Here is an 18,544-nt window from a genome sequence, read left to right on the forward strand (position 1 = left end):
ACTCCGTACGAGGTCGCGAACAGGCGATCGGAGCGGAGGGGTGGAGGCATGGGGAACACACCGGGACCCGAGGTCGGGACGGCGCGCGGCGGCGGGGCACCGCGGCCGGACCCCTACGCAGAGGAGAGGCTCGCGCCGGTCGTCGCCGAGGCCCGCAACTGGACGGACCTGATGAGGCGGCTCGGTTTCGAGCCCAACGGCGGGAGGCGGCGCGTGCTCCGGGAGAAGGTCGCCACCTACGGATTGGACACCAGCCACTTCGTCGGGCGCACCGCGTGGCAGAAGTATCCCGACACCGCCATCGCCGAGGCCGTCGCTTCCTCTTCGTCACTGCGCGAAGTGGCACTGAAGCTGGGCGCCGTCCCGGCGACCGGGACCCTGTCCCACATCCGGCGCCGTATCGCAGCGGCGGGCATCGACATCGGTCATTTCGCCGGCATCAAGCGTTCCGAGCCCGAACTTTCTCTCACCACCGCGGAGTTGAAAAAGGCGGCCGCGGTGACGAACAGTGTCCGCGGCGTGGCCCGCTCCCTCGGTGTGCCGGATGACAGCCGCTCACGCGCCGCGCTGGCACACATGCTGCGCACGAGGGGCGTCGACATCGAGCACTTCTCCCACCGGCGCCTCTCGATCCCCGAGGACCGGCTTCGCAGCCTCGTGGAACACTGCACCAGCTACGCCGACGTCATGCGCGGTCTCGGGCTTGAGGTCAACGACACCAACCACAGGCGAATCCGACGCGCGGTAACCCGCATCGGTCTCAAGACAAGCCACTTCAAGCGTCGGAGCTGGGGACGGCCCGCGGACCCCGCACCTGCGGAGAGAGCGAGCAAGGTGCTGGTCGTCCTGCCGGAGCGCGCCGGCCGGACCAACAGGACTCAGCTCCATCGGGCCCTGGCCGAGATCGGTGTGCCGTGCCTGTGTGTGACATGTGGCAACACCGGTGAGTGGCTGGGCCAGCCCATCACCTTGCAGATCGACCACGTGGACGGGAACTGGCGAGACAACCGCCTGGAGAATCTGCGCTACTTGTGCCCGAACTGCCACGCGCTGACGGAGACGTGGTGTCGCCAGAAGAGGGCAATTCCTCTCGCTGGCTAGTTCGCCCTACCCGTAGACTGGGCGCCGCCGGTCGAGCGCGATGACCGTTTTTGAGCGGCCGTGATGGAATTGGCCAGACATGCTGGCTTTAGATGCCAGTGGGTTAACACCCGTGTGGGTTCGAGTCCCACCGGCCGCACGTCCCGCAGAGGGGCCGCCCAGATGGGCGGCCCCTCTGCGGGTACCTCAGCCCAACAACTCCCGAACCACCGGCACCAGCCCCCGGAACGCCTTCCCCCGGTGGCTGATCGCGTTCTTCTCGGCGGGGGAGAGTTCCGCGCAGGTGCGGGTCTCGCCGTCCGGCTGGAGGACCGGGTCGTAGCCGAAGCCGTTCGTGCCCGCGCGGGTGTGCCGGAGGGTGCCCCTCAGCTGGCCCTCCACCACCCGTTCCGTGCCGTCGGGCAGGGCGAGGGCCGCCGCGCAGGCGAAGTGGGCGCCCCGGTGCGGTTCGTCGATGTCGGAGAGCTGGGCGAGCAGGAGGTCCAGGTTGGCCTGGTCGTCGCCGTGGCGGCCGGCCCAGCGGGCGGAGAAGATGCCGGGCGCGCCGTTCAGGACGTCGACGCAGAGGCCGGAGTCGTCGGCGACGGCGGGCAGGCCGGTGGCCTTGGCGAGGGCGTGGGCCTTGAGGAGGGCGTTCTCGGCGAAGGTGACGCCGGTCTCCCGGACGTCGGGGATCTCCGGGTAGGCCTCCGCGCCGACGAGGTCGTGGGTGAGACCGGCGTCGGCGAGGATCGCCTTCAGTTCGGTGATCTTTCCGGCGTTGCGGGTGGCGAGGATCAGGCGGGTCATGGCCCTCAGTATCCCCAACCCCGGGGAGTTGCTCCTACGGGGTGCAGACCTTCGTCAGTTCTCCAGCGGCGTCGGTGACGGGGCTGATGTCGGGGGTGTTGTCCCCGTTCCTGACGGCGGTGCGGACGTTGTCGACGGCCTTGCCGAGGTCGTCGACGGCCTTGTTGACATCCGTGTTGTCCGTCTTGTCGCCGATCCTGTCGAGGTTGCGCTCTATCGCGTTGAGGGACTGGTCGGTCTGCGTCGGGTCGTTCGCCGCGTTCTCCACGGCCTGCTGGAGGTTGGTGACGCTGTCGGCGATGGCGTCGGCGGTCTGGACGCAGTCCAGGGCCTTGTTGACGGCATCGCAGCCGACCGCCGCGGGCAGTGCGACGAGTGCGGCGGTGACGGCGATTGCGGCGGTGCGGCGACGGTGGCGCGCGGCCATGGAACGGTCCCTCCCCGTGGACAGGATGTGGTCGACCGGTGGTGCGGTCGGCCTGCCCCGTGGGGGGCCGGCGGGGCGCACGGCTGGACCGTACGCCCGTACCCCTTAGAACGCGAAGGGTTAACCCAGGGTTGCGTCGAGGGCCGCCCGCTGGATCGCGGCGAGTTCGTCGCAGCCCGCGACGGCCAGGTCGAGCAGCGCGTTGAGTTCCTTGCGGTCGAAGGGTTCGGCCTCGGCGGTGCCCTGGACCTCGACGAAGCGGCCGTCGCCGGTGCAGACGACGTTCATGTCGGTGTCGGCCTTGACGTCCTCCTCGTAGCAGAGGTCGAGGAGGGGGACGCCGCCGACGATGCCGACGGAGACGGCGGAGACGGTGCCGGTGAGGGGCTTGCGGCCGGGCTTGACCAGTTTCTTGTTCTGCGCCCAGGTGACGGCGTCGGCGAGGGCGACGTAGGCGCCGGTGATGGCTGCCGTGCGGGTGCCGCCGTCGGCCTGCAGGACGTCGCAGTCCAGGACGATGGTGTTCTCGCCGAGGGCCTTGTAGTCGATGACGGCGCGCAGGGAGCGGCCGATCAGCCGGCTGATCTCGTGGGTGCGGCCGCCGATCTTGCCGCGGACGGACTCGCGGTCGCCGCGGGTGTTGGTGGCGCGCGGGAGCATGGAGTACTCGGCGGTGACCCAGCCTTCGCCGCTGCCCTTGCGCCAGCGCGGGACGCCCTCCGTGACGGAGGCGGTGCAGAACACCTTGGTGTCGCCGAAGGAGACGAGGACGGAGCCTTCGGCGTGCTTGCTCCAGCCGCGCTGGATGGTGATGGGGCGCAGTTGTTCAGGGGTGCGGCCGTCGATTCGAGACATGGCGCTGAGCCTAGCCGCATGCGGGTGAGGGGCTGCCTCCGATGGCGGAAGCAGCCCCTCAGGGGTGAGCCGGGCTCAGGGAGCGTGGCTCACATCATGTCTTCGATGTCCGCGGCGATCGGGTCGGCGTCGGTGCCGATGACGACCTGGATGGCGGTGCCCATCTTGACGACGCCGTGGGCTCCGGCTGCCTTCAGGGCGGCCTCGTCGACCTTGCTCGGGTCGACGACCTCGGTGCGCAGGCGGGTGATGCAGCCTTCGACTTCTTCGATGTTGTCGATGCCGCCGAGCCCGGCGACGATCTTCTCAGCCTTGGTGGCCATGTCCTACTCCCTGATCCGAACCGCTTTGTCGCAGTAACCCACAGTTGGCCCAACTTCGCGAGCATTCATGCGGTGTGTACCGAATGATGGCGTTCACGACAGTGCGGCCGTTCTCCGGCCGGTCCTCACCGGCCAGCCCCCACCCGACTGGTCTACACCAGCTGACGGACGGTCGCCAAACCGGCTCCGCACGAAGGACGCCCATGAGTGCCGACAGCGCCGCCGCACCCGCGCACGCCCGCTGGAACAACCTGTTCCAGGGGCTGCAGAAGATGGGCCGCAGCCTTCAGCTCCCCATCGCGGTGCTGCCTGCCGCGGGCATTCTCAACCGCTTCGGCCAGCCGGACATGTTCGGCTCGGACGGACTCGGCTGGGACAGCGTCTCCAAGGTCATGAAGGGTGCCGGCGGCGCGCTGCTCGACGGTTCGCTCGGGTTGCCGCTGCTGTTCTGCGTCGGTGTGTCCATCGGTATGGCGAAGAAGGCGGACGGTTCCACCGCGCTCGCGGCGGTCGCGGGGTTCCTCGTCTACTTCGGCGTGCTGCACCAGTTCCCGGAGAGCTGCGCGCAGCAGGCGAAGGTGATCCAGAACATCGGCTGCCAGTTGCCCGACACCTCCGTGACGGCGTTCACCTACCAGAATCCGGGGGTCTTCGGCGGCATCGTCATGGGGCTGCTGACCGCGTACTTCTGGCAGCGGTTCCACCGCACCAGGCTGGTGGACTGGCTCGGCTTCTTCAACGGGCGCCGGCTCGTGCCGATCATGATGTCGTTCGTCGCCATCGTGTTCGCGGCGCTGTGTCTGTGGGTCTGGCCGCCGATCGGTGACGGTCTGCAGACCTTCAGCGACTGGCTGGTGAGTCTGGGCGCGTGGGGCGCGGGCCTGTTCGGGGTGGCGAACCGCGCGCTGCTGGTGATCGGCCTGCACCAGTTCCTGAACGTGCCCATCTGGTTCCAGTTCGGCAGTTACACGACGCCGGACGGGGCGGTGGTGCACGGTGACATCAACATGTTCCTGCAGGGCGATCCGAACGCGGGTCAGTTCACCTCGGGGTTCTTCCCCATCATGATGTTCGCGCTGCCGGCGGCCTGTCTGGCCATGACCCACTGCGCGAGGCCGCATCGCCGCAAGGAGATCGGCGGCATGATGCTCTCTCTCGCGCTGACGTCGTTCGTCACCGGGATCACGGAACCGATCGAGTACTCCTTCGTGTTCATCGCGCCCGTGCTGTACGCCGTCCACGCGCTGCTCACCGGTGTCTCCATGGCGGTGACCTGGGGGCTCGGCGTGCACGACGGCTTCAGTTTCTCGGCGGGTCTCATCGACTACGTCATCAACTGGAATCTGGCGACGAGACCGTGGGCGATCATCCCGATCGGGCTGTGCTTCGCCGTCCTGTACTACGTGATCTTCCGGTTCGCGATCACCAGGTTCGACCTCAGAACGCCGGGACGGGAGCCGGAGGAAGAGGTCGAGGACCTCACCAAGGCGTAGCCCTCCCCCACCCGAAAGGCCCCCGGACCCGCAGGTCCGGGGGCCTTTCGGCATGAATGCGGGGGGTATTCCCGGTATGGCCGAGGCCACAAAATTCGTGGGTTCCTTATCCAGCCTTCACCGTGCTACAACAGGTCTACACCACTGAGTGGTGTAGACCACGCGGCGCTGCCCGCTCCCTTTTTCACCTTCCCGTCCCCCGGCAGCGCCGGCACATGGAGGAACTATGAGCACCGCCACCGCATCGGCGGCTCCCGCGAAGAAGCGGGGATCCGGCCTGTTCCAGGGCCTGCAGAAGGTCGGTCGGAGCCTACAGCTGCCGATCGCCGTGCTGCCGGCGGCGGGCATCCTGCTCCGCCTCGGCCAGCCGGACGTGTTCGGCAAGGACGGCCTCGGCTGGGACAAGGTGGCGTCCGTCTTCGCCACCGCCGGGGACGCGGTCTTCAGCAATCTGCCGCTGCTGTTCTGCGTCGGCATCGCCATCGGCTTCGCCAAGAAGTCCGACGGTTCCACCGCGCTGGCCGCGCTGGTCGGCTTCCTGGTCTACAAGAACGTGCTCACCGCGTTCCCCATCACCGACGCCAAGGTCACCAAGGGTGTGGACGTCGCCGCGACGTACAACGACCCGAAGGTCCTCGGCGGCATCATCATGGGCCTGATAGCCGCCGTCACCTGGCAGCGTTTCCACCGCACCAAACTGCCCGACTGGCTCGGCTTCTTCAACGGCCGCCGCCTCGTCCCGATCCTGATGGCCTTCATCGGCACCGCCGTCGGCGTCTTCTTCGGCCTGGTCTGGGAGCCCATCGGCGACGTCATCACCAACTTCGGTGAGTGGATGACCGGGCTGGGCGCGGTCGGCGCGGGCATCTTCGGTGCCATCAACCGTGCACTGCTCCCGGTGGGCATGCACCAGTTCGTCAACACCGTGGCCTGGCAGGAGATCGGCACCTACAAGGACTCCGCGGGCGCCGTGTGGCACGGTGACCTCCCGCGCTTCTTCCACGGCGACCCGACCGCCGGCCAGTTCATGACGGGCTTCTTCCCCATCATGATGTTCGCGCTGCCGGCCGCCGCCCTGGCCATCACGCACTGTGCCCGCCCCGAGCGCCGCAAGGCCGTCGGCGGCATGATGCTCTCCCTCGCGCTGACCTCGTTCGTCACGGGCATCACCGAACCGATCGAGTTCTCGTTCATGTTCATCGCGCCGGTCCTGTACGTGATCCACGCGGTGCTGACCGCCCTCTCGCTGGCCGTGACCTGGGCCCTGGGCGTCCACCACGGCTTCAGCTTCTCGGCAGGCGCGATCGACTACTTCCTCAACTGGAACCTGGCCACCAAGCCATGGCTGATCATCCCGATCGGCCTGGTCTTCGCGGTGATCTACTACGTGGTCTTCCGCTTCGCGATCCTCAAGTTCAACCTCGCCACGCCGGGCCGCGAGCCCGACGAGGAGGTCGAGGACCTCACGAAGGCGTGAGCCGTCCGGCCGTACGACGAAAGGCCCCCGGAACCGACTGGTTCCGGGGGCCTTCGCGTACGCCGGAGACTTCAGACCTCGTACGACATCCGAGGCGTCGCCAGATCCGCCGGGCCCGAGTACGCCGTGCGGGCGTCGGCCAGGTTGATCCGGGGGTCCGTCCACGGCGGGATGTGGGTGAGCAGGAGACGGCGGGCGCCGGCACGGCTGGCCGTCTCACCCGCCTCACGGCCGTTGAGATGCAGGTCGGGGATGTTCTCCTTGCCGTGCGTGAACGCGGCTTCGCAGAGGAACAGGTCGGTGTCCCGGGCGAGTTCGTCCAGCGTCCCGGTGACACCCGTGTCCCCGGAGTACGTCAGCGACTTCCCACCGTGCTCGACACGGATGGCGTACGCCTCCACGGGGTGGCGGACCCGTTCCGTGTGGACGGTGAACGGGCCGATCTCGAACGAGCCCGGCTTGACCGTGTGGAAGTCGAAGACCTCGCTCATCGAGGAGGCGGTGGGGGTGTCCGCGTACGCGGTGGTCAGGCGCTGTTCCGTGCCCTCGGGTCCGTAGACGGGGATCGGGTCGCAGCGGCCGCCCTCATGGCGGTAGTAGCGCGCGACGAAGTACGCGCACATGTCGATGCAGTGGTCGGCGTGCAGATGGCTGAGGAAGATCGCGTCGAGGTCGTAAAGACCGCAGTGGCGCTGCAGCTCGCCAAGGGCACCGTTGCCCATGTCGAGAAGCAGCCGGAAGCCGTCGGCCTCTACGAGGTAGCTCGAGCAGGCCGATTCCGCGGACGGGAACGACCCCGAGCAGCCGACGACGGTGAGCTTCATAAGAGCTGGAACCTCCGCGCTGACAGGAAGTGCAGAGAGTAAGTGCGGTAGGCAACTACTCGGAGCAGATACGGAAACGGGGGTCGTGCGGTCCGTCGAGCGTAAGGCGCAAAAGGGCGGGTCGCTCCTCCGCCAGGGGCTGTTGTGGGCGAACTCACCTGTGCTGTCACCGGTTCGGATGGACGCTCGGACGAAGGTGGGACGGGCGCGTCGGACGGGCGGGGGGCGCGTCGCGGTGCGCGCCGGTACCTTCTTTGGTATGGACACGTCCTGGTGGCTCGCGTTGGCGGCCGTGGTGCTGCTCGCGCTCGTCGCGACGCTGGTGGACGGCTGGGGGCGCCGTGGGCGCCGGCCCTCCGCCCGCACCCGGCCGCCCGGTCGCCCCGGTCGGCGGCCGGCGCGACGGGCCGCCGGGGTGCGGCGGGGTGCGCGGCCCCGGCCGGCGGAGATCTGGTGGGCGAACGTTCCCTACGAGGACACCGCCGGGGGCAAGGACCGGCCGTGTCTGGTCCTGATGGTGCGCGGGGAACGGGCGACCGTCGCGAAGATCACCAGCAAGTACCACGACGAGCGGGCCGGAGTGATTCCGCTGCCGCCCGGGGCGGTCGGGGACGCGCACGGGCGGGCGAGTTTCCTGGAGACGGACGAGTTGCGCGAGGTGTCCGTCGGGGAGTTCCGGCGGCGGGTCGGAGTGGTCGATCCGGTGCTGTGGGACCAGGTCCGCCACCTGGCCGACTGACGTCCCCCGCCGCCCCTGCCCTCCCCCGATCGCAATCGTCCCCGGTGCTCCGCCCCGGGCGCCGGCCTCGCAGCGAGCCCCCGCACCCCAGCCCGTCCGGCGTTCGAGGACGAGGCCGTTCAGACCGGAAGCGGGGATCTGGGGGCGGCAGCCCCCGGGAACGGGAAGGGTTGGGGCGGCGGGGGCGAGAACCCGCCGGTACGGACGCCTACGCCCAGAGCTGCCCCTGGAGCGTGGCGATGGCCTCCTCCGTCGTCGCGGCGGTGTAGACCCCCGTCGACAGATACTTCCAGCCCCCGTCGGCCACCACGAAGACGATGTCCGCGCTCTCGCCCGCGGCGAGCGCCTTGCGGCCGACCCCGATCGCGGCATGCAGCGCGGCCCCGGTGGAGACCCCCGCGAAGATGCCCTCCTGCTGGAGCAGTTCCCGGGTACGGGTCACCGCGTCGGCGGAGCCGACCGAGAACCGGGTGGTCAGGACGGACGCGTCGTACAGCTCGGGCACGAAGCCCTCGTCCAGGTTGCGCAGCCCGTACACCAGGTCGTCGTAGCGCGGCTCCGCGGCGACGATCTTCACGTCGGGCTTGTTCTCCCGGAGGAAGCGCCCGACGCCCATCAGGGTGCCGGTGGTGCCGAGGCCCGCCACGAAGTGGGTGACGGAGGGCAGGTCGGCGAGGATCTCCGGCCCTGTCGTCGCGTAGTGCGCCCCCGCGTTGTCGGGGTTCCCGTACTGGTACAGCATCACCCAGTCGGGGTGCTCGGCCGACAGTTCCTTCGCGACACGCACGGCGGTGTTGGAGCCGCCGGCCGCCGGGCTGGGGATGATCTCCGCGCCCCACATGCCGAGCAGCTCACGCCGTTCCTGCGAGGTGTTCTCGGGCATCACGCACACCATGCGGTAGCCCTTGAGCTTCGCCGCCATCGCCAGCGAGATGCCGGTGTTGCCCGACGTCGGTTCCAGGATGGTGCAGCCGGGTGTCAGACGGCCGTCCTTCTCCGCTTGTTCGATCATGTGCAGCGCGGGCCGGTCCTTGACCGAGCCGGTGGGATTGCGGTCCTCCAGCTTCGCCCAGATACGGACGTCCGCGGACGGCGAGAGCCGCGGCAGGCGCACCAGGGGGGTGTTGCCCACCGCGGCGAGCGGGGAGTCGTAGCGCATCGGTGACCAGCGGCCGATCAGGCCATGCCGCCGGCCACGGCCGGCAGGATCGTCACGTTGTCGCCGTCGGCGAGCTTGGTGTTGATGCCGTCGAGGAAGCGGACGTCCTCGTCGTTCAGGTAGACGTTGACGAAGCGGCGCAGCTGGCCGTCGTCGACGATGCGTGCCTGGATGCCCGCGTGCCGGGTCTCGAGGTCGGCGAAGAGCTCGGCGAGGGTCTCCCCGCCGCCCTCGACGGCCTTCTCGCCTCCGGTGTAGGTGCGGAGGATGGTGGGGATGCGGACCTCGATGGCCATGGGTTCGGGCTCCTGTCGGAAGGAAGTCGGTCGGTGGGCGCGCGACAGCGCGGGAAAGCATGGGGTACGCCGGTTGCGGATCCCCGAGGTGTCGGCTTCACCCGGGGTACCCCGATGGCTCACGGCCGTACGGCGGCGGCCGTGTCAGCGCGTACAGATGGCGCTCTGCAGCCTGCACAGATCGACGTGCAGCCGCGCCACGAGCAGCACGCCCGGCGTCTTCTCGCTCACGTCCTGGGAAACCATGGGCTCATCGTATCGATTCCCGCCCGGGATCCCCGAGTGTGATCTCGTATTCCGGATACTTCTGGGCCGGGGGGTGAGATCAGTAGGCCTCCACGACCTTGACCTCCTCCTCCGTCACCTCGCCCTCCAGGATCCGGTACGAACGGAACTGGAAGGGCCCGGCGTCGTCGGTGTCGGCGGTCGAGACGAGGACGTAGTGCGCGCCGGGCTCGTTGGCGTAGGAGAGGTCCGTGCGGGAGGGGTATGCCTCGGTCGCCGTGTGGGAGTGGTAGATGATCACCGGCTCCTCGTCGCGGTCGTCCATCTCGCGGTACAGCTTCAGCAGATCGCCCGAGTCGAACTCGTAGAAGGTGGGCGAGCGGGCGGCGTTGAGCATCGGGATGAAGCGCTCGGGGCGGCCCGTGTCCGCCGGGCCCGCGACGACGCCGCACGCCTCGTCGGGGTGGTCCTGGCGCGCGTGCGCGACGATCTGGTCGACGAGGGACTGAGTGATGGTCAGCATGTCGGCCAGGATAAGCAGACGGGCCGCCCCGTACCGAAGGGTGGTACGGGGCGGCCCGTATGCCGGACGTCCGGGCGGTGGCCCGTGCGGGCCGGGCGTCCGTGGCCGGTCAGCCGGTCTTCTCGAAGGTGGGCTCGCGGCGCTCGGCGACCCGCGGGTTGCGTGCCTTGAGGACGGCCCAGCCCACGGCCAGCGCGGCGGCCCAGACGGCCATCACGTAGAGGCAGATGCGGGAGTCGGCGTCGTAGGCGATCAGGCCCGTGACGAAGAGCAGGAACACGACCGCGACCCAGCTGCACTTCGCGCCGCCCGGTGCCGGGAAGGAGGAGGCCGGCAGGCGTCCGGCGTCGACCGCGCGGCGGTAGAGGATGTGGCTGGCCAGGATCATCAGCCAGGTCCAGATGCCGGCCGCGGTGGCCACCGAGGTGACGTAGCCGAAGGCCTTCTCCGGGACGATGTAGTTCAGGATCACGCCGATGCCCATGCAGAGCACGGAGACCGTGATGCCGAAGGCCGGGGTCTTGGTCGAGGAGAGCTTGTTGAAGACCTTCGGCGCCTCGCCGTTGTCGGCGAGGGTGCGCAGCATGCGGCCCGTGGAGTACATGCCGGAGTTGCAGGAGGAGAGGGCGGCGGTGAGCACGACGAAGTTGACGATGCCGGCGCCGGCCGGGATGCCGATCTTCGCGAAGGCTTCCACGAAGGGGCTCACCCCCGGGGCGAACTCCGTCCACTTCACGACGCAGAGGATGACCGTGAGCGCGCCGACGTAGAAGAGGGCGATGCGCCACGGGAGGGTGTTGATGGCCTTGGGGAGCGTCTTCTCGGGGTTCTCGGACTCGCCCGCGGTGACGCCGACGAGCTCGACGGCGAGGTAGGCGAACATGACGCCCTGGAGGGTCATCAGGGACGAGCCGATGCCCTTGGGGAAGAAGCCGTCGAACTGCCAGAGGTTGGCGACGGAGGCGGTGTCACCGGCGGAGCTGAAGCCGAAGGTGAGCACGCCGAGGCCGATCACGATCATGCCGATCAGCGCGGTGACCTTGACCATCGAGAACCAGAACTCGATCTCGCCGAAGAGCTTGACCGAGATCAGGTTGGCCACGAAGAGGACCACCAGGAACACCAGTGCGGTCACCCATTGGGGGACGGCCGGGAACCAGTAGTGGACGTAGATCGCGGCGGCGGTCAGCTCGGCCATGCCGGTGACCACCCACATCAGCCAGTACGTCCAGCCGGTGAAGTAGCCGAAGAACGGGCCGAGGAACTCGCGGGAGTACTCCGCGAAGGACCCCGAGACCGGGCGGTAGAGGAGCAGCTCGCCGAGTGCCCGCATGATGAAGAAGATGATCACGCCGGCCAGGGCGTACATGAGGATGAGGCTGGGTCCGGCCTTGGCGATGTTCGCCCCGGCGCCCAGGAAGAGACCGACGCCGATCGCGCCGCCGATCGCGATCATCTGGACCTGACGGCTTCCGAGCCCGCGCTCGTACCCCTCTTCGAGGGTGTCGCCGCCCACGGCCCCGCTGCCTGCGCGCGGCTCGTCGGTCTGGTCGACCTGCGATGAGGTCATGCGTGGTGCGCCTTTCTCCATGCCCTTCCGAGCCAGTCCCCCTGGCTTCGGATCGGGTTCCGATCCCCCCGGATTGATGGAGCTGTGCCTGGCCGGCGATCCGCCGGCTCGGTGGCGCACCCGACCGGACGTGGGTGGTGTCCTGTCGGGCGGTCGTGAAGATCTATCACGACCGCGACGGACGGAGCGGGCGGCGCATGTTGTGCACACCACAGGAAGAAGCGGACAAAAAGACCGCAGCGCTATATAGCAGGCCGCGACGGTGACGGGATCGTTATCCGGATTTGAGCGTCCCCTGAGCGAACGCCGAAAGAGGAAGGAATCAGGACAGAAGGGTCTCGACGAGCGTCTCCTGGAGGCCGCCCAGCCAGAGGTACGCCATCACCATCGGCTTGCGCGGGTCCTCGTCGGGCAGACGGTAGAGGAGGTCGGTGTCCTCCTCGTCGACGACGTCGAGCCGAGCACCGATCGCCAGCCGCAGGTCGTTGAGCGCGCGCAGCCACGACCCGGACTCCGGGACGGAGAGCTTGAGGACCGCGCCGCCGTCGCCCGCCGTGGTGAGCGCGTCGAGGCAGCGGATCACCACGAGGGCGTTCTCGCGCTTGCCCGCGCGCAGGTCGTTCTCGGTGAAGCGGCGGAACTCGGAGGAGTACGCGCGCTGCTCCTCGGCCTGCTCCGGCGAGGACGCCTCGACGTCGGGGCCGCTGTAGGCGTCCGGGAAGAGGCGCCGCAGCACCGGGTCGGAGGGCGGTTCGCTGGGACCCTCCGCGAACAGCTCCGCGAGCGGGTCGTCGGGAGTGTCCGCCGCGGGGCCAGGACCGATGAGCTCCAGGAGCTGCACGGCGAGGGAGCGGATGATGGAGATCTCGACCTCGTCGAGCGCGACGGCCGCGCCGCCGCCGGGGAGCGGTTCGAAGTGTCCTGGCATGGAGTGAGTTCGCTACTTCCGGTCCTGCTCGCGGTTTCGGGGCTTTTCGGTGGTCCGGTTACTTCCGGTCCTGCTGGAGGGTGGCCCACAGACCGTAGCCGTGCATGGCCTGCACGTCGCGCTCCATCTCCTCGCGCGTGCCGCTGGACACGACCGCCCGGCCCTTGTGGTGGACGTCCATCATGAGCTTGGTCGCCTTGTCCTTGGTGTACCCGAAGTACGTCTGGAAGACATACGTCACATAGCTCATGAGGTTGACCGGGTCGTTGTGCACGATGGTGACCCAGGGGACGTCCGGCTCGGGCACGGCGAAGACCTCCTCCGCCGACTCGGTCTTTTCGGTCTCTAGGGGTGCGGGAGCCGTCACACGGCCCATGCTGCCACCACAGGGGGGTGCCCGCACAAACGGGCCGGACAAACCGGACCCACAAATCGTCAGAGTGACGAGATGGGGGTACGATCCCGTGCTGTGCGGTGATTCCGGGGGACGGTCCCCGGGCCCCCGGCGCCCTGCCGGGGGATCCGCAGCGATGAGTGCGAGGAGAGCGCAGTGAATCCAGCGGACCTCGGACTGCCGGTGGACGTGCCCTCGACGGCGCTCTTCACCGACCAGTACGAGCTGACGATGCTGCGGGCCGCGCTGGCCGCCGGGACCGCCGAGCGGCGCTCGGTCTTCGAGGTCTTCACCCGGAGACTTCCCGAGGGACGCCGCTACGGCGTCGTGGCCGGCACCGGGCGGGTCCTCGACGCCGTCGAGAACTTCCGCTTCGACGCCGACGTCCTCGGTTTCCTGCGCGAGCGGGCCATCGTGGACGAGCCGACCCTGGAGTGGCTGGCCTCGTACCGCTTCCGCGGGGACGTCTGGGGCTATCCCGAGGGCGAGGTGTACTTCCCGGGCTCGCCCGTCCTGCGGGTCGAGGGGTCCTTCGCGGAGTGCGTGCTCCTGGAGACCGTGGTCCTCTCGATCCTCAACCACGACTCGGCGATCGCGGCCGCCGCCTCCCGGATGTCCTCCGCCGCCGGCGACCGCCCGCTGATCGAGATGGGCGCCCGGCGCACCCATGAGCTGGCCGCGGTCGCCGCCGCACGGGCCGCGTACGTGGGCGGTTTCACGACCACCTCCGACCTGGCGGCCGGCTTCCGCTACGGCATCCCCACCGTGGGGACCTCCGCGCACGCCTTCACACTGCTGCACGACCACGAGCGGGACGCCTTCCAGGCCCAGGTGAAGTCGCTCGGCCGGGGCACCACACTGCTCGTCGACACGTACGACGTCGCCGAGGCCGTACGGACGGCCGTCGAGATCGCCGGGCCCGAGCTCGGGGCGGTCCGCATCGACTCCGGGGACCTGCTGCTGGTCGCGCACCGGGTGCGGCAGCAACTGGACGAACTGGGGGCGACCGGGACGAAGATCGTCGTGACCTCGGACCTGGACGAGTACGCGATCGCCTCCCTGGCGGCGGCGCCGGTGGACGCCTACGGCGTCGGCACCCAGCTGGTGACCGGGTCCGGCCATCCCACCTGCTCGATGGTCTACAAGCTGGTCGCCCGCGCCGAGTCCGCGGACCCGAAGGCTCCGCTGGAGCCCGTGGCCAAGAAGTCCACCGGGGGCAAGACCTCCATCGGCGGCCGCAAGTGGGCCGCGCGGCGGCGCGACGAGCGCGGGTTCGCCGAGGCCGAGGTGATCGGGACCGGGCCGGTACCCGGCGAGCTCGCCGACCACCAGCTCCTGGTCGAGCTGGTCAAGGGCGGCCAGGTCGTGGCCCGGGAGCCGCTCGACATGGCCCGCGACCGGCACGCGGCCGCCCGTGCCCGGCTGCCGCTCTCGGCGACCCAGCTGTCGCGCGGGGAAGCCGTGATTCCCACGGAGTACGTCTGAGGATTCCCACGAAGTACGTCCGAGGAGCACACGGAGTACGTCCGAGAAGGACTACGCGTCTGTCGAGAAGGCGTCTGCGCGCTGGCGCGTCCGGGGCGGCGGCCCGCTCCGCCGCCCCGGACCCGTCCGATACGCCCGGGGTGCGCCGGGGTGTGCGCGGGCAACGCCGTGGCGGCACCCGGCTTATTCGGCCGCTCCCGGGCAAACACGAATGAACGGGCGGTCAGCGGGAATGCAACGGCAGCACGCACGAGCACAGCCGTCGGGGCCGACAGCAGTGATCCAACCCCTCCCGCGCCGCACGTGAAGTCTCCGGGCCGGCCCGACAGGCCGGGCCCGTATCCCCACACCGACCCCCATAGTCGAAGGACACCGACCATGCGCCGCGCCTTGATCGTCGTAGACGTGCAGAACGACTTCTGCGAGGGAGGCAGTCTCGCGGTGGCCGGGGGCGCCGACGTGGCCGCCGCCGTCACGGAGCTGATCGGGCAGGCGCCCGCCGGATACCGGCATGTCGTCGCCACCCGTGACCTCCATATCGCCCCCGGTGGCCACTTCGCCGACAACCCCGACTACGTCCACTCCTGGCCCGCGCACTGCGTGGCCGGCACCGAGGGGGTGGGGTTCCACCCGAACTTCGCCCCGGTGGTCGCCTCCGGCGCGATCGACGCCGTCTTCGACAAGGGCGCGTACGCGGCGGCCTACAGCGGATTCGAGGGCGCCGACGAGAACGGGGTCTCGCTGGGCGACTGGCTGCGGGCCCGCGAGATCGACGAGGTGGACGTGGTGGGCATCGCGACCGACCACTGTGTGCGGGCGACCGCGCTCGACGCGGTGCGGGACGGTTTCCGTACGCAGGTACTGCTCGACCTCACGGCCGGGGTGTCCGAGGCGACCACGGAGCGGGCGCTGGAGGAGCTGCGGGGAGCGGGCGTCGAGCTGACCGGCAAACCGGTCGTCTGAGGGCTGCCCCGTCCCGGTCCCCCGCGATCCGCCCGCCGCACGGGCGAGGAGCCACCCGTCTCACGACTGACGGCCGGGTGTCTCAGGGCTGAGGGGCCGGGCGTCTCAGGAGGGCTCTGATCGGGTGCCAGAGCTCCTGGGACGGGACCGGGCACGCGACACCGTTGTCCGGGGCCGTACGCCATATCAGCCCGTCGGGATGGTGCAGGACGGCGGTGATCTCGTCGGGTGTGGGCGGAGCCCCGTTGCCCCTGAGGTAGACGGCGCGCAGGCCCAGGTTGCGCAGGCGGGTCAGGGCGCGGGCCCGGTTCTGGGCCAGCACCAGGAAGCGCACACAGCCCAGCGCCGAGCCCGGCGGGCTGGGCAGGTTCAGCGCCACCACCACACTGCCGTTCGGCAGCTTGCAGAAACCTCCTGCGGCCATGCAGTCACACCCCCGTGCGTCCCGGTGTCAATAAGAAATCCACAGGACGCACCTAAACACGATCGGCCGCAACCCGCCAGGGGGTCACGGCCGATCATGCTCTGACCTGCTAAAACATCACTTACTTCTTCGCCGGACCCACAAGGAGCGTGATCGTCGAGCCGTCCTTGGGCTCCTTCACGATCCTGATCTTGGTGTTGGTGTCAGTGACCTTGACACCACCCGTGGGGTTCGCCTGGTCGTAGTAGGAGTTCCGGCGGTCGTCGAAGACGGAGACCCCCTTCTGCGACTTGATCTTCAGCGCGACGTCGGCGTTGTGGAGCTTGAGCGCGTCCGTCGGGTACGTGCTGAAGGTCGAGTCGAAGGTCTGGATCTTGTTGCGGAGGATCGTTCCGTCGGTCCACTTCAGGGCCGTCGGGTGCGCGTCCACCGGCAGGATCAGACCCACGCCCGGGTGGGCGCTGGTGTTGTCGTCCGCCTGGGAGGTGTCCCACTTCCAGATCAGCAGACCGTTCTGGTACGGGTAGTGCTCGACCCAGTCCGGACGCGTCGTCGAGAAGCCGAAGTTGTACGGGCCGACCTTGAGGGTCTTGTCGTACGAGACGTACTGGCGGTTCTCGGCGATGTAGTACTGCGCGTAGTCGTCGGAGAAGGACGCGCCGATCCGGGAGAAGCCGGCGGCGGTCCACGCGGCGTCCGCGCTCTCCGCGTTGTCGGAGAAGAGCGGCGTGCCGTCGGCGGTCACGGTGATCTCGTCGGCCGTGAAGCCCTTCAACGCCACGCCACCGTCGCTCTGGTAGCGGAAGCGCAGGGCGATCTTCTTGCCCGCGTAGGCGTCGAGCGGGAACGACAGCTTCTTGTACGCGTCCACGGAGCCGGTCAGCGCGGGCTTGCCGCTGCCGTCGCGCGGGATCGCGGCGCCGTCCACCGTGCCGTCGAGGGCGGTCCAGTTGGCGCCGCCGTCGGTGGACACCTCGGTGTAGAGGTAGTCGTAGTCCTGCTCGATGTCGTACCAGCCGTCGAGCGTCAGCGTGGCCGCGGACTTCCCGGTGAGGTCGACCGAACGGGTCAGGGTGTTCTTGAGGTCGTTGCCGCTGCCGCTCCACCACTGGGTGGCGCCCTGCGCGGGAGTGACGACCGTGGTCGTGACTTCCTTGTCGGGCAGCGAGACCACGAGGGCCTGCCTGTTCTTGGTGTTGTACTCGGCGACGCCCAGCTTGTGCTCCGACGTCACGCCGGCCTTGGCCCGGTCGTAGTCGAGCCAGCCGAGCTGCAGCTTGTCCCAGGCGTTCATGTCGCCGGGCAGGTCACCGATGGCCTGCTTGCCGGTGCCGAGCCAGGAACCGGCCGACATCAGCGTCCAGAACCCGGTGCCGTTCTCGCCGCCGCCGGACGTGTCGTACTCGTCCGGAAGGCCGAGGTCGTGGCCGTACTCGTGGGCGTAGACGCCGAGTCCGCCGTTCTCCGGCTGGATGGTGTAGTCGCCGACCCAGATGCCGGTGTCGCCGATCGCGGCACCGCCGAGCTTGTTGCCGACCGGGCCGGTCGAACCGGCGTCGGTGCCGAACGCGTACCAGCGGTGGGCCCAGATCGCGTCCTCGCCCTGCGCGCCGCCGCCCGCGGACTCGTCCTCACCGGCGTGCACGATCTGGAAGTGGTCGATGTAGCCGTCGGGCTCGTTGAAGTTGCCGTCGCCGTCGTAGTCGTAACGGTCCCACTGGTCGTACTGGGCGAGGTCCGCCTTGATGGTGGCGTCGGACTTGCCGGCCGCCTTCTGGTCGGCGACGTACGCGGTGACGCCGTCCTGGACCGCGTACCAGGCGCCCGTGGACGCCTTGTTGGAGCCGTAACGGGCCTCGTTGTAGGGGACCTTGACCCAGTCGGTGACCTCACCGTCGACCGAGTAACGGCCCGAGGACTGCTTCTCGTAGTACTTCTTCAGCGACTCGGCGTTCTTGCCGGTGCCGAAGTAGAGGTCCTGGAAGTGCTTCTGGTTGTAGTCCGCCTGCCACGCCGTGCTGTTGTCCTTGGCGCGGTCGGGTGCGGCGATCTTGTTGTGCAGCGGGCCGGCCGTGCCGCCGTAGCGGCTGTCGACCTGGTCGCCGAACTCGACGAGGATCGTGAAGATCCGGTCGGTCTTCTCGCGGCCGAGCTCGACGTACTTGCTCTTGCCCTTGTTCCTGCCCTTGAGCTGGACGACGCGCGAACCGTTGCGGTCCTGGACCTTGGCGTCGCCGGATATGACCTGGTCCAGGGCTTCCTTGCGCTGTGCGTCCTGGGTCTTGCTGAGCGGGCCGTCGAGGTCGTGGTCGACCTTGTTCCTGGCCGGCTGCGGGTCGTGGCGCTCCACGGTCGCCGACGGCGAACCGTCGGCCTGCGCGACGGCGAACGTCGAGAACGTGGCGGTGGCCGCCGCGAGGGCGACGCCCACCGCGGCTGCTCTGAACGTCCATGGTCTGCTGGTCACTTGAAATCCTCCCCCGCGTTCGTCCGCGCGGATGGGGGGATCCCGGTGTCATGGAGCTCCGCGCGCGTATACGCGTGTCAAG

General features: G+C 69.1%; 20 protein-coding genes and 1 tRNA gene. 7 read left to right on the forward strand and 14 right to left on the reverse strand.

Going from position 1 to position 18,544, the window contains the following annotated elements; genetic code table 11:
• Positions 1–48: 48 nt before the first annotated feature.
• Positions 49–1,101, forward strand: coding sequence for an HNH endonuclease signature motif containing protein (locus ABZV34_RS08610; protein WP_356272619.1), 1,053 nt, complete (start codon positions 49–51; stop codon positions 1,099–1,101).
• A 54-nt stretch (positions 1,102–1,155) separates the two neighbouring features.
• Positions 1,156–1,240: transfer RNA gene (locus ABZV34_RS08615), tRNA-Leu, on the forward strand.
• Between the two features lie 47 nt (positions 1,241–1,287).
• Here the strand turns inward: ABZV34_RS08615 and rdgB are convergent.
• From rdgB to ABZV34_RS08635, 4 genes are all read right to left on the reverse strand, one after another.
• On the reverse strand, positions 1,288–1,890 hold the full coding sequence (rdgB, locus tag ABZV34_RS08620; RefSeq protein WP_356272621.1) for an RdgB/HAM1 family non-canonical purine NTP pyrophosphatase: 603 nt from the start codon (positions 1,888–1,890) through the stop codon (positions 1,288–1,290).
• 34 nt (positions 1,891–1,924) lie between these two features.
• Positions 1,925–2,317, reverse strand: a complete 393-nt coding sequence (locus tag ABZV34_RS08625) for a hypothetical protein (protein WP_356272623.1) — start codon at positions 2,315–2,317, stop codon at positions 1,925–1,927.
• 120 nt (positions 2,318–2,437) lie between these two features.
• Positions 2,438–3,172 carry a ribonuclease PH gene (rph, locus tag ABZV34_RS08630; RefSeq protein ID WP_356272625.1) on the reverse strand — a complete coding sequence of 245 codons (735 nt, stop codon included), beginning with the start codon at positions 3,170–3,172 and terminating at the stop codon, positions 2,438–2,440.
• Positions 3,173–3,261: 89 nt separating this feature from the next.
• The gene (locus ABZV34_RS08635) at positions 3,262–3,495 is read right to left on the reverse strand and encodes a PTS glucose/sucrose transporter subunit IIB (RefSeq protein ID WP_030569190.1); all 234 of its coding nucleotides are present in this window, start codon (positions 3,493–3,495) and stop codon (positions 3,262–3,264) included.
• Between the two features lie 203 nt (positions 3,496–3,698).
• On the opposite strand from ABZV34_RS08635, the gene ABZV34_RS08640 reads away from it, so the two are divergent.
• Both ABZV34_RS08640 and ABZV34_RS08645 read left to right on the forward strand, forming a co-directional pair.
• Positions 3,699–4,988 (forward strand): PTS transporter subunit EIIC, encoded by a 1,290-nt coding sequence (locus ABZV34_RS08640; RefSeq protein WP_356272627.1) that lies wholly within the window; start codon positions 3,699–3,701, stop codon positions 4,986–4,988.
• Between the two features lie 226 nt (positions 4,989–5,214).
• Positions 5,215–6,465 carry a PTS transporter subunit EIIC gene (locus ABZV34_RS08645; protein WP_356272629.1) on the forward strand — a complete coding sequence of 417 codons (1,251 nt, stop codon included), beginning with the start codon at positions 5,215–5,217 and terminating at the stop codon, positions 6,463–6,465.
• Positions 6,466–6,536: 71 nt separating this feature from the next.
• Here ABZV34_RS08645 and ABZV34_RS08650 read toward each other — a convergent pair whose 3' ends face one another.
• Positions 6,537–7,289, reverse strand: a complete 753-nt coding sequence (locus ABZV34_RS08650; RefSeq protein ID WP_356272631.1) for an MBL fold metallo-hydrolase — start codon at positions 7,287–7,289, stop codon at positions 6,537–6,539.
• A gap of 259 nt (positions 7,290–7,548) precedes the next feature.
• On the opposite strand from ABZV34_RS08650, the gene ABZV34_RS08655 reads away from it, so the two are divergent.
• Positions 7,549–8,028 carry a type II toxin-antitoxin system PemK/MazF family toxin gene (locus ABZV34_RS08655; RefSeq protein WP_356272633.1) on the forward strand — a complete coding sequence of 160 codons (480 nt, stop codon included), beginning with the start codon at positions 7,549–7,551 and terminating at the stop codon, positions 8,026–8,028.
• 208 nt (positions 8,029–8,236) lie between these two features.
• On the opposite strand, the gene ABZV34_RS08660 is transcribed toward ABZV34_RS08655, so the two are convergent.
• From ABZV34_RS08660 to clpS, 7 genes are all read right to left on the reverse strand, one after another.
• Positions 8,237–9,187: a cysteine synthase gene (locus tag ABZV34_RS08660; protein ID WP_356272635.1), complete on the reverse strand. Its 951-nt coding sequence runs from the start codon at positions 9,185–9,187 to the stop codon at positions 8,237–8,239.
• Positions 9,188–9,204: 17 nt separating this feature from the next.
• Complete coding sequence (locus ABZV34_RS08665) at positions 9,205–9,483, reverse strand: MoaD/ThiS family protein (RefSeq protein WP_148008611.1); 279 nt, start codon at positions 9,481–9,483, stop codon at positions 9,205–9,207.
• 144 nt (positions 9,484–9,627) lie between these two features.
• On the reverse strand, positions 9,628–9,729 hold the full coding sequence (locus ABZV34_RS08670; protein WP_329288077.1) for a putative leader peptide: 102 nt from the start codon (positions 9,727–9,729) through the stop codon (positions 9,628–9,630).
• Positions 9,730–9,808: 79 nt separating this feature from the next.
• On the reverse strand, positions 9,809–10,231 hold the full coding sequence (locus ABZV34_RS08675) for a M67 family metallopeptidase (protein WP_356272637.1): 423 nt from the start codon (positions 10,229–10,231) through the stop codon (positions 9,809–9,811).
• A gap of 109 nt (positions 10,232–10,340) precedes the next feature.
• Positions 10,341–11,801, reverse strand: a complete 1,461-nt coding sequence (locus tag ABZV34_RS08680) for an amino acid permease (RefSeq protein WP_356272639.1) — start codon at positions 11,799–11,801, stop codon at positions 10,341–10,343.
• Positions 11,802–12,123: 322 nt separating this feature from the next.
• Positions 12,124–12,729, reverse strand: coding sequence for a DUF2017 domain-containing protein (locus tag ABZV34_RS08685; RefSeq protein WP_356272641.1), 606 nt, complete (start codon positions 12,727–12,729; stop codon positions 12,124–12,126).
• Positions 12,730–12,787: 58 nt separating this feature from the next.
• Entirely contained in the window at positions 12,788–13,105 is a 318-nt protein-coding gene (gene clpS, locus ABZV34_RS08690) for an ATP-dependent Clp protease adapter ClpS (protein ID WP_168528344.1), read from the reverse strand.
• Positions 13,106–13,279: 174 nt separating this feature from the next.
• Here clpS and ABZV34_RS08695 point away from each other — a divergent pair, with 174 nt between their 5' ends.
• Entirely contained in the window at positions 13,280–14,608 is a 1,329-nt protein-coding gene (locus ABZV34_RS08695; protein ID WP_356272643.1) for a nicotinate phosphoribosyltransferase, read from the forward strand.
• A 378-nt stretch (positions 14,609–14,986) separates the two neighbouring features.
• Positions 14,987–15,571, forward strand: coding sequence for an isochorismatase family protein (locus ABZV34_RS08700; protein WP_356272645.1), 585 nt, complete (start codon positions 14,987–14,989; stop codon positions 15,569–15,571).
• An 82-nt stretch (positions 15,572–15,653) separates the two neighbouring features.
• On the opposite strand, the gene ABZV34_RS08705 is transcribed toward ABZV34_RS08700, so the two are convergent.
• Both ABZV34_RS08705 and ABZV34_RS08710 read right to left on the reverse strand, forming a co-directional pair.
• On the reverse strand, positions 15,654–15,995 hold the full coding sequence (locus ABZV34_RS08705) for a hypothetical protein (protein WP_168528347.1): 342 nt from the start codon (positions 15,993–15,995) through the stop codon (positions 15,654–15,656).
• A gap of 121 nt (positions 15,996–16,116) precedes the next feature.
• A complete protein-coding gene (locus ABZV34_RS08710) occupies positions 16,117–18,462 on the reverse strand; it encodes an immune inhibitor A domain-containing protein (RefSeq protein WP_356272647.1) in 2,346 nt (781 codons plus the stop codon).
• Between the last annotated feature and the right edge of the window lie 82 nt (positions 18,463–18,544).

The organism is Streptomyces sp. NPDC005195, assembly GCF_040608315.1.
GTDB lineage: Bacteria > Actinomycetota > Actinomycetes > Streptomycetales > Streptomycetaceae > Streptomyces > Streptomyces kaempferi.

What these genes read in the sequence shown, in the direction of transcription:
- ABZV34_RS08610 (WP_356272619.1), top strand. Translation starts at nt 49, where the DNA reads ATGGGGAACACACCGGGACCCGAGGTCGGGACGGCGCGCGGCGGCGGG.
- rdgB (WP_356272621.1), bottom strand. Translation starts at nt 1,890, where the DNA reads ATGACCCGCCTGATCCTCGCCACCCGCAACGCCGGAAAGATCACCGAA.
- ABZV34_RS08625 (WP_356272623.1), bottom strand. Translation starts at nt 2,317, where the DNA reads ATGGCCGCGCGCCACCGTCGCCGCACCGCCGCAATCGCCGTCACCGCC.
- rph (WP_356272625.1), bottom strand. Translation starts at nt 3,172, where the DNA reads ATGTCTCGAATCGACGGCCGCACCCCTGAACAACTGCGCCCCATCACC.
- ABZV34_RS08635 (WP_030569190.1), bottom strand. Translation starts at nt 3,495, where the DNA reads ATGGCCACCAAGGCTGAGAAGATCGTCGCCGGGCTCGGCGGCATCGAC.
- ABZV34_RS08640 (WP_356272627.1), top strand. Translation starts at nt 3,699, where the DNA reads ATGAGTGCCGACAGCGCCGCCGCACCCGCGCACGCCCGCTGGAACAAC.
- ABZV34_RS08645 (WP_356272629.1), top strand. Translation starts at nt 5,215, where the DNA reads ATGAGCACCGCCACCGCATCGGCGGCTCCCGCGAAGAAGCGGGGATCC.
- ABZV34_RS08650 (WP_356272631.1), bottom strand. Translation starts at nt 7,289, where the DNA reads ATGAAGCTCACCGTCGTCGGCTGCTCGGGGTCGTTCCCGTCCGCGGAA.
- ABZV34_RS08655 (WP_356272633.1), top strand. Translation starts at nt 7,549, where the DNA reads ATGGACACGTCCTGGTGGCTCGCGTTGGCGGCCGTGGTGCTGCTCGCG.
- ABZV34_RS08660 (WP_356272635.1), bottom strand. Translation starts at nt 9,187, where the DNA reads ATGCGCTACGACTCCCCGCTCGCCGCGGTGGGCAACACCCCCCTGGTG.
- ABZV34_RS08665 (WP_148008611.1), bottom strand. Translation starts at nt 9,483, where the DNA reads ATGGCCATCGAGGTCCGCATCCCCACCATCCTCCGCACCTACACCGGA.
- ABZV34_RS08670 (WP_329288077.1), bottom strand. Translation starts at nt 9,729, where the DNA reads ATGGTTTCCCAGGACGTGAGCGAGAAGACGCCGGGCGTGCTGCTCGTG.
- ABZV34_RS08675 (WP_356272637.1), bottom strand. Translation starts at nt 10,231, where the DNA reads ATGCTGACCATCACTCAGTCCCTCGTCGACCAGATCGTCGCGCACGCG.
- ABZV34_RS08680 (WP_356272639.1), bottom strand. Translation starts at nt 11,801, where the DNA reads ATGACCTCATCGCAGGTCGACCAGACCGACGAGCCGCGCGCAGGCAGC.
- ABZV34_RS08685 (WP_356272641.1), bottom strand. Translation starts at nt 12,729, where the DNA reads ATGCCAGGACACTTCGAACCGCTCCCCGGCGGCGGCGCGGCCGTCGCG.
- clpS (WP_168528344.1), bottom strand. Translation starts at nt 13,105, where the DNA reads ATGGGCCGTGTGACGGCTCCCGCACCCCTAGAGACCGAAAAGACCGAG.
- ABZV34_RS08700 (WP_356272645.1), top strand. Translation starts at nt 14,987, where the DNA reads ATGCGCCGCGCCTTGATCGTCGTAGACGTGCAGAACGACTTCTGCGAG.
- ABZV34_RS08705 (WP_168528347.1), bottom strand. Translation starts at nt 15,995, where the DNA reads ATGGCCGCAGGAGGTTTCTGCAAGCTGCCGAACGGCAGTGTGGTGGTG.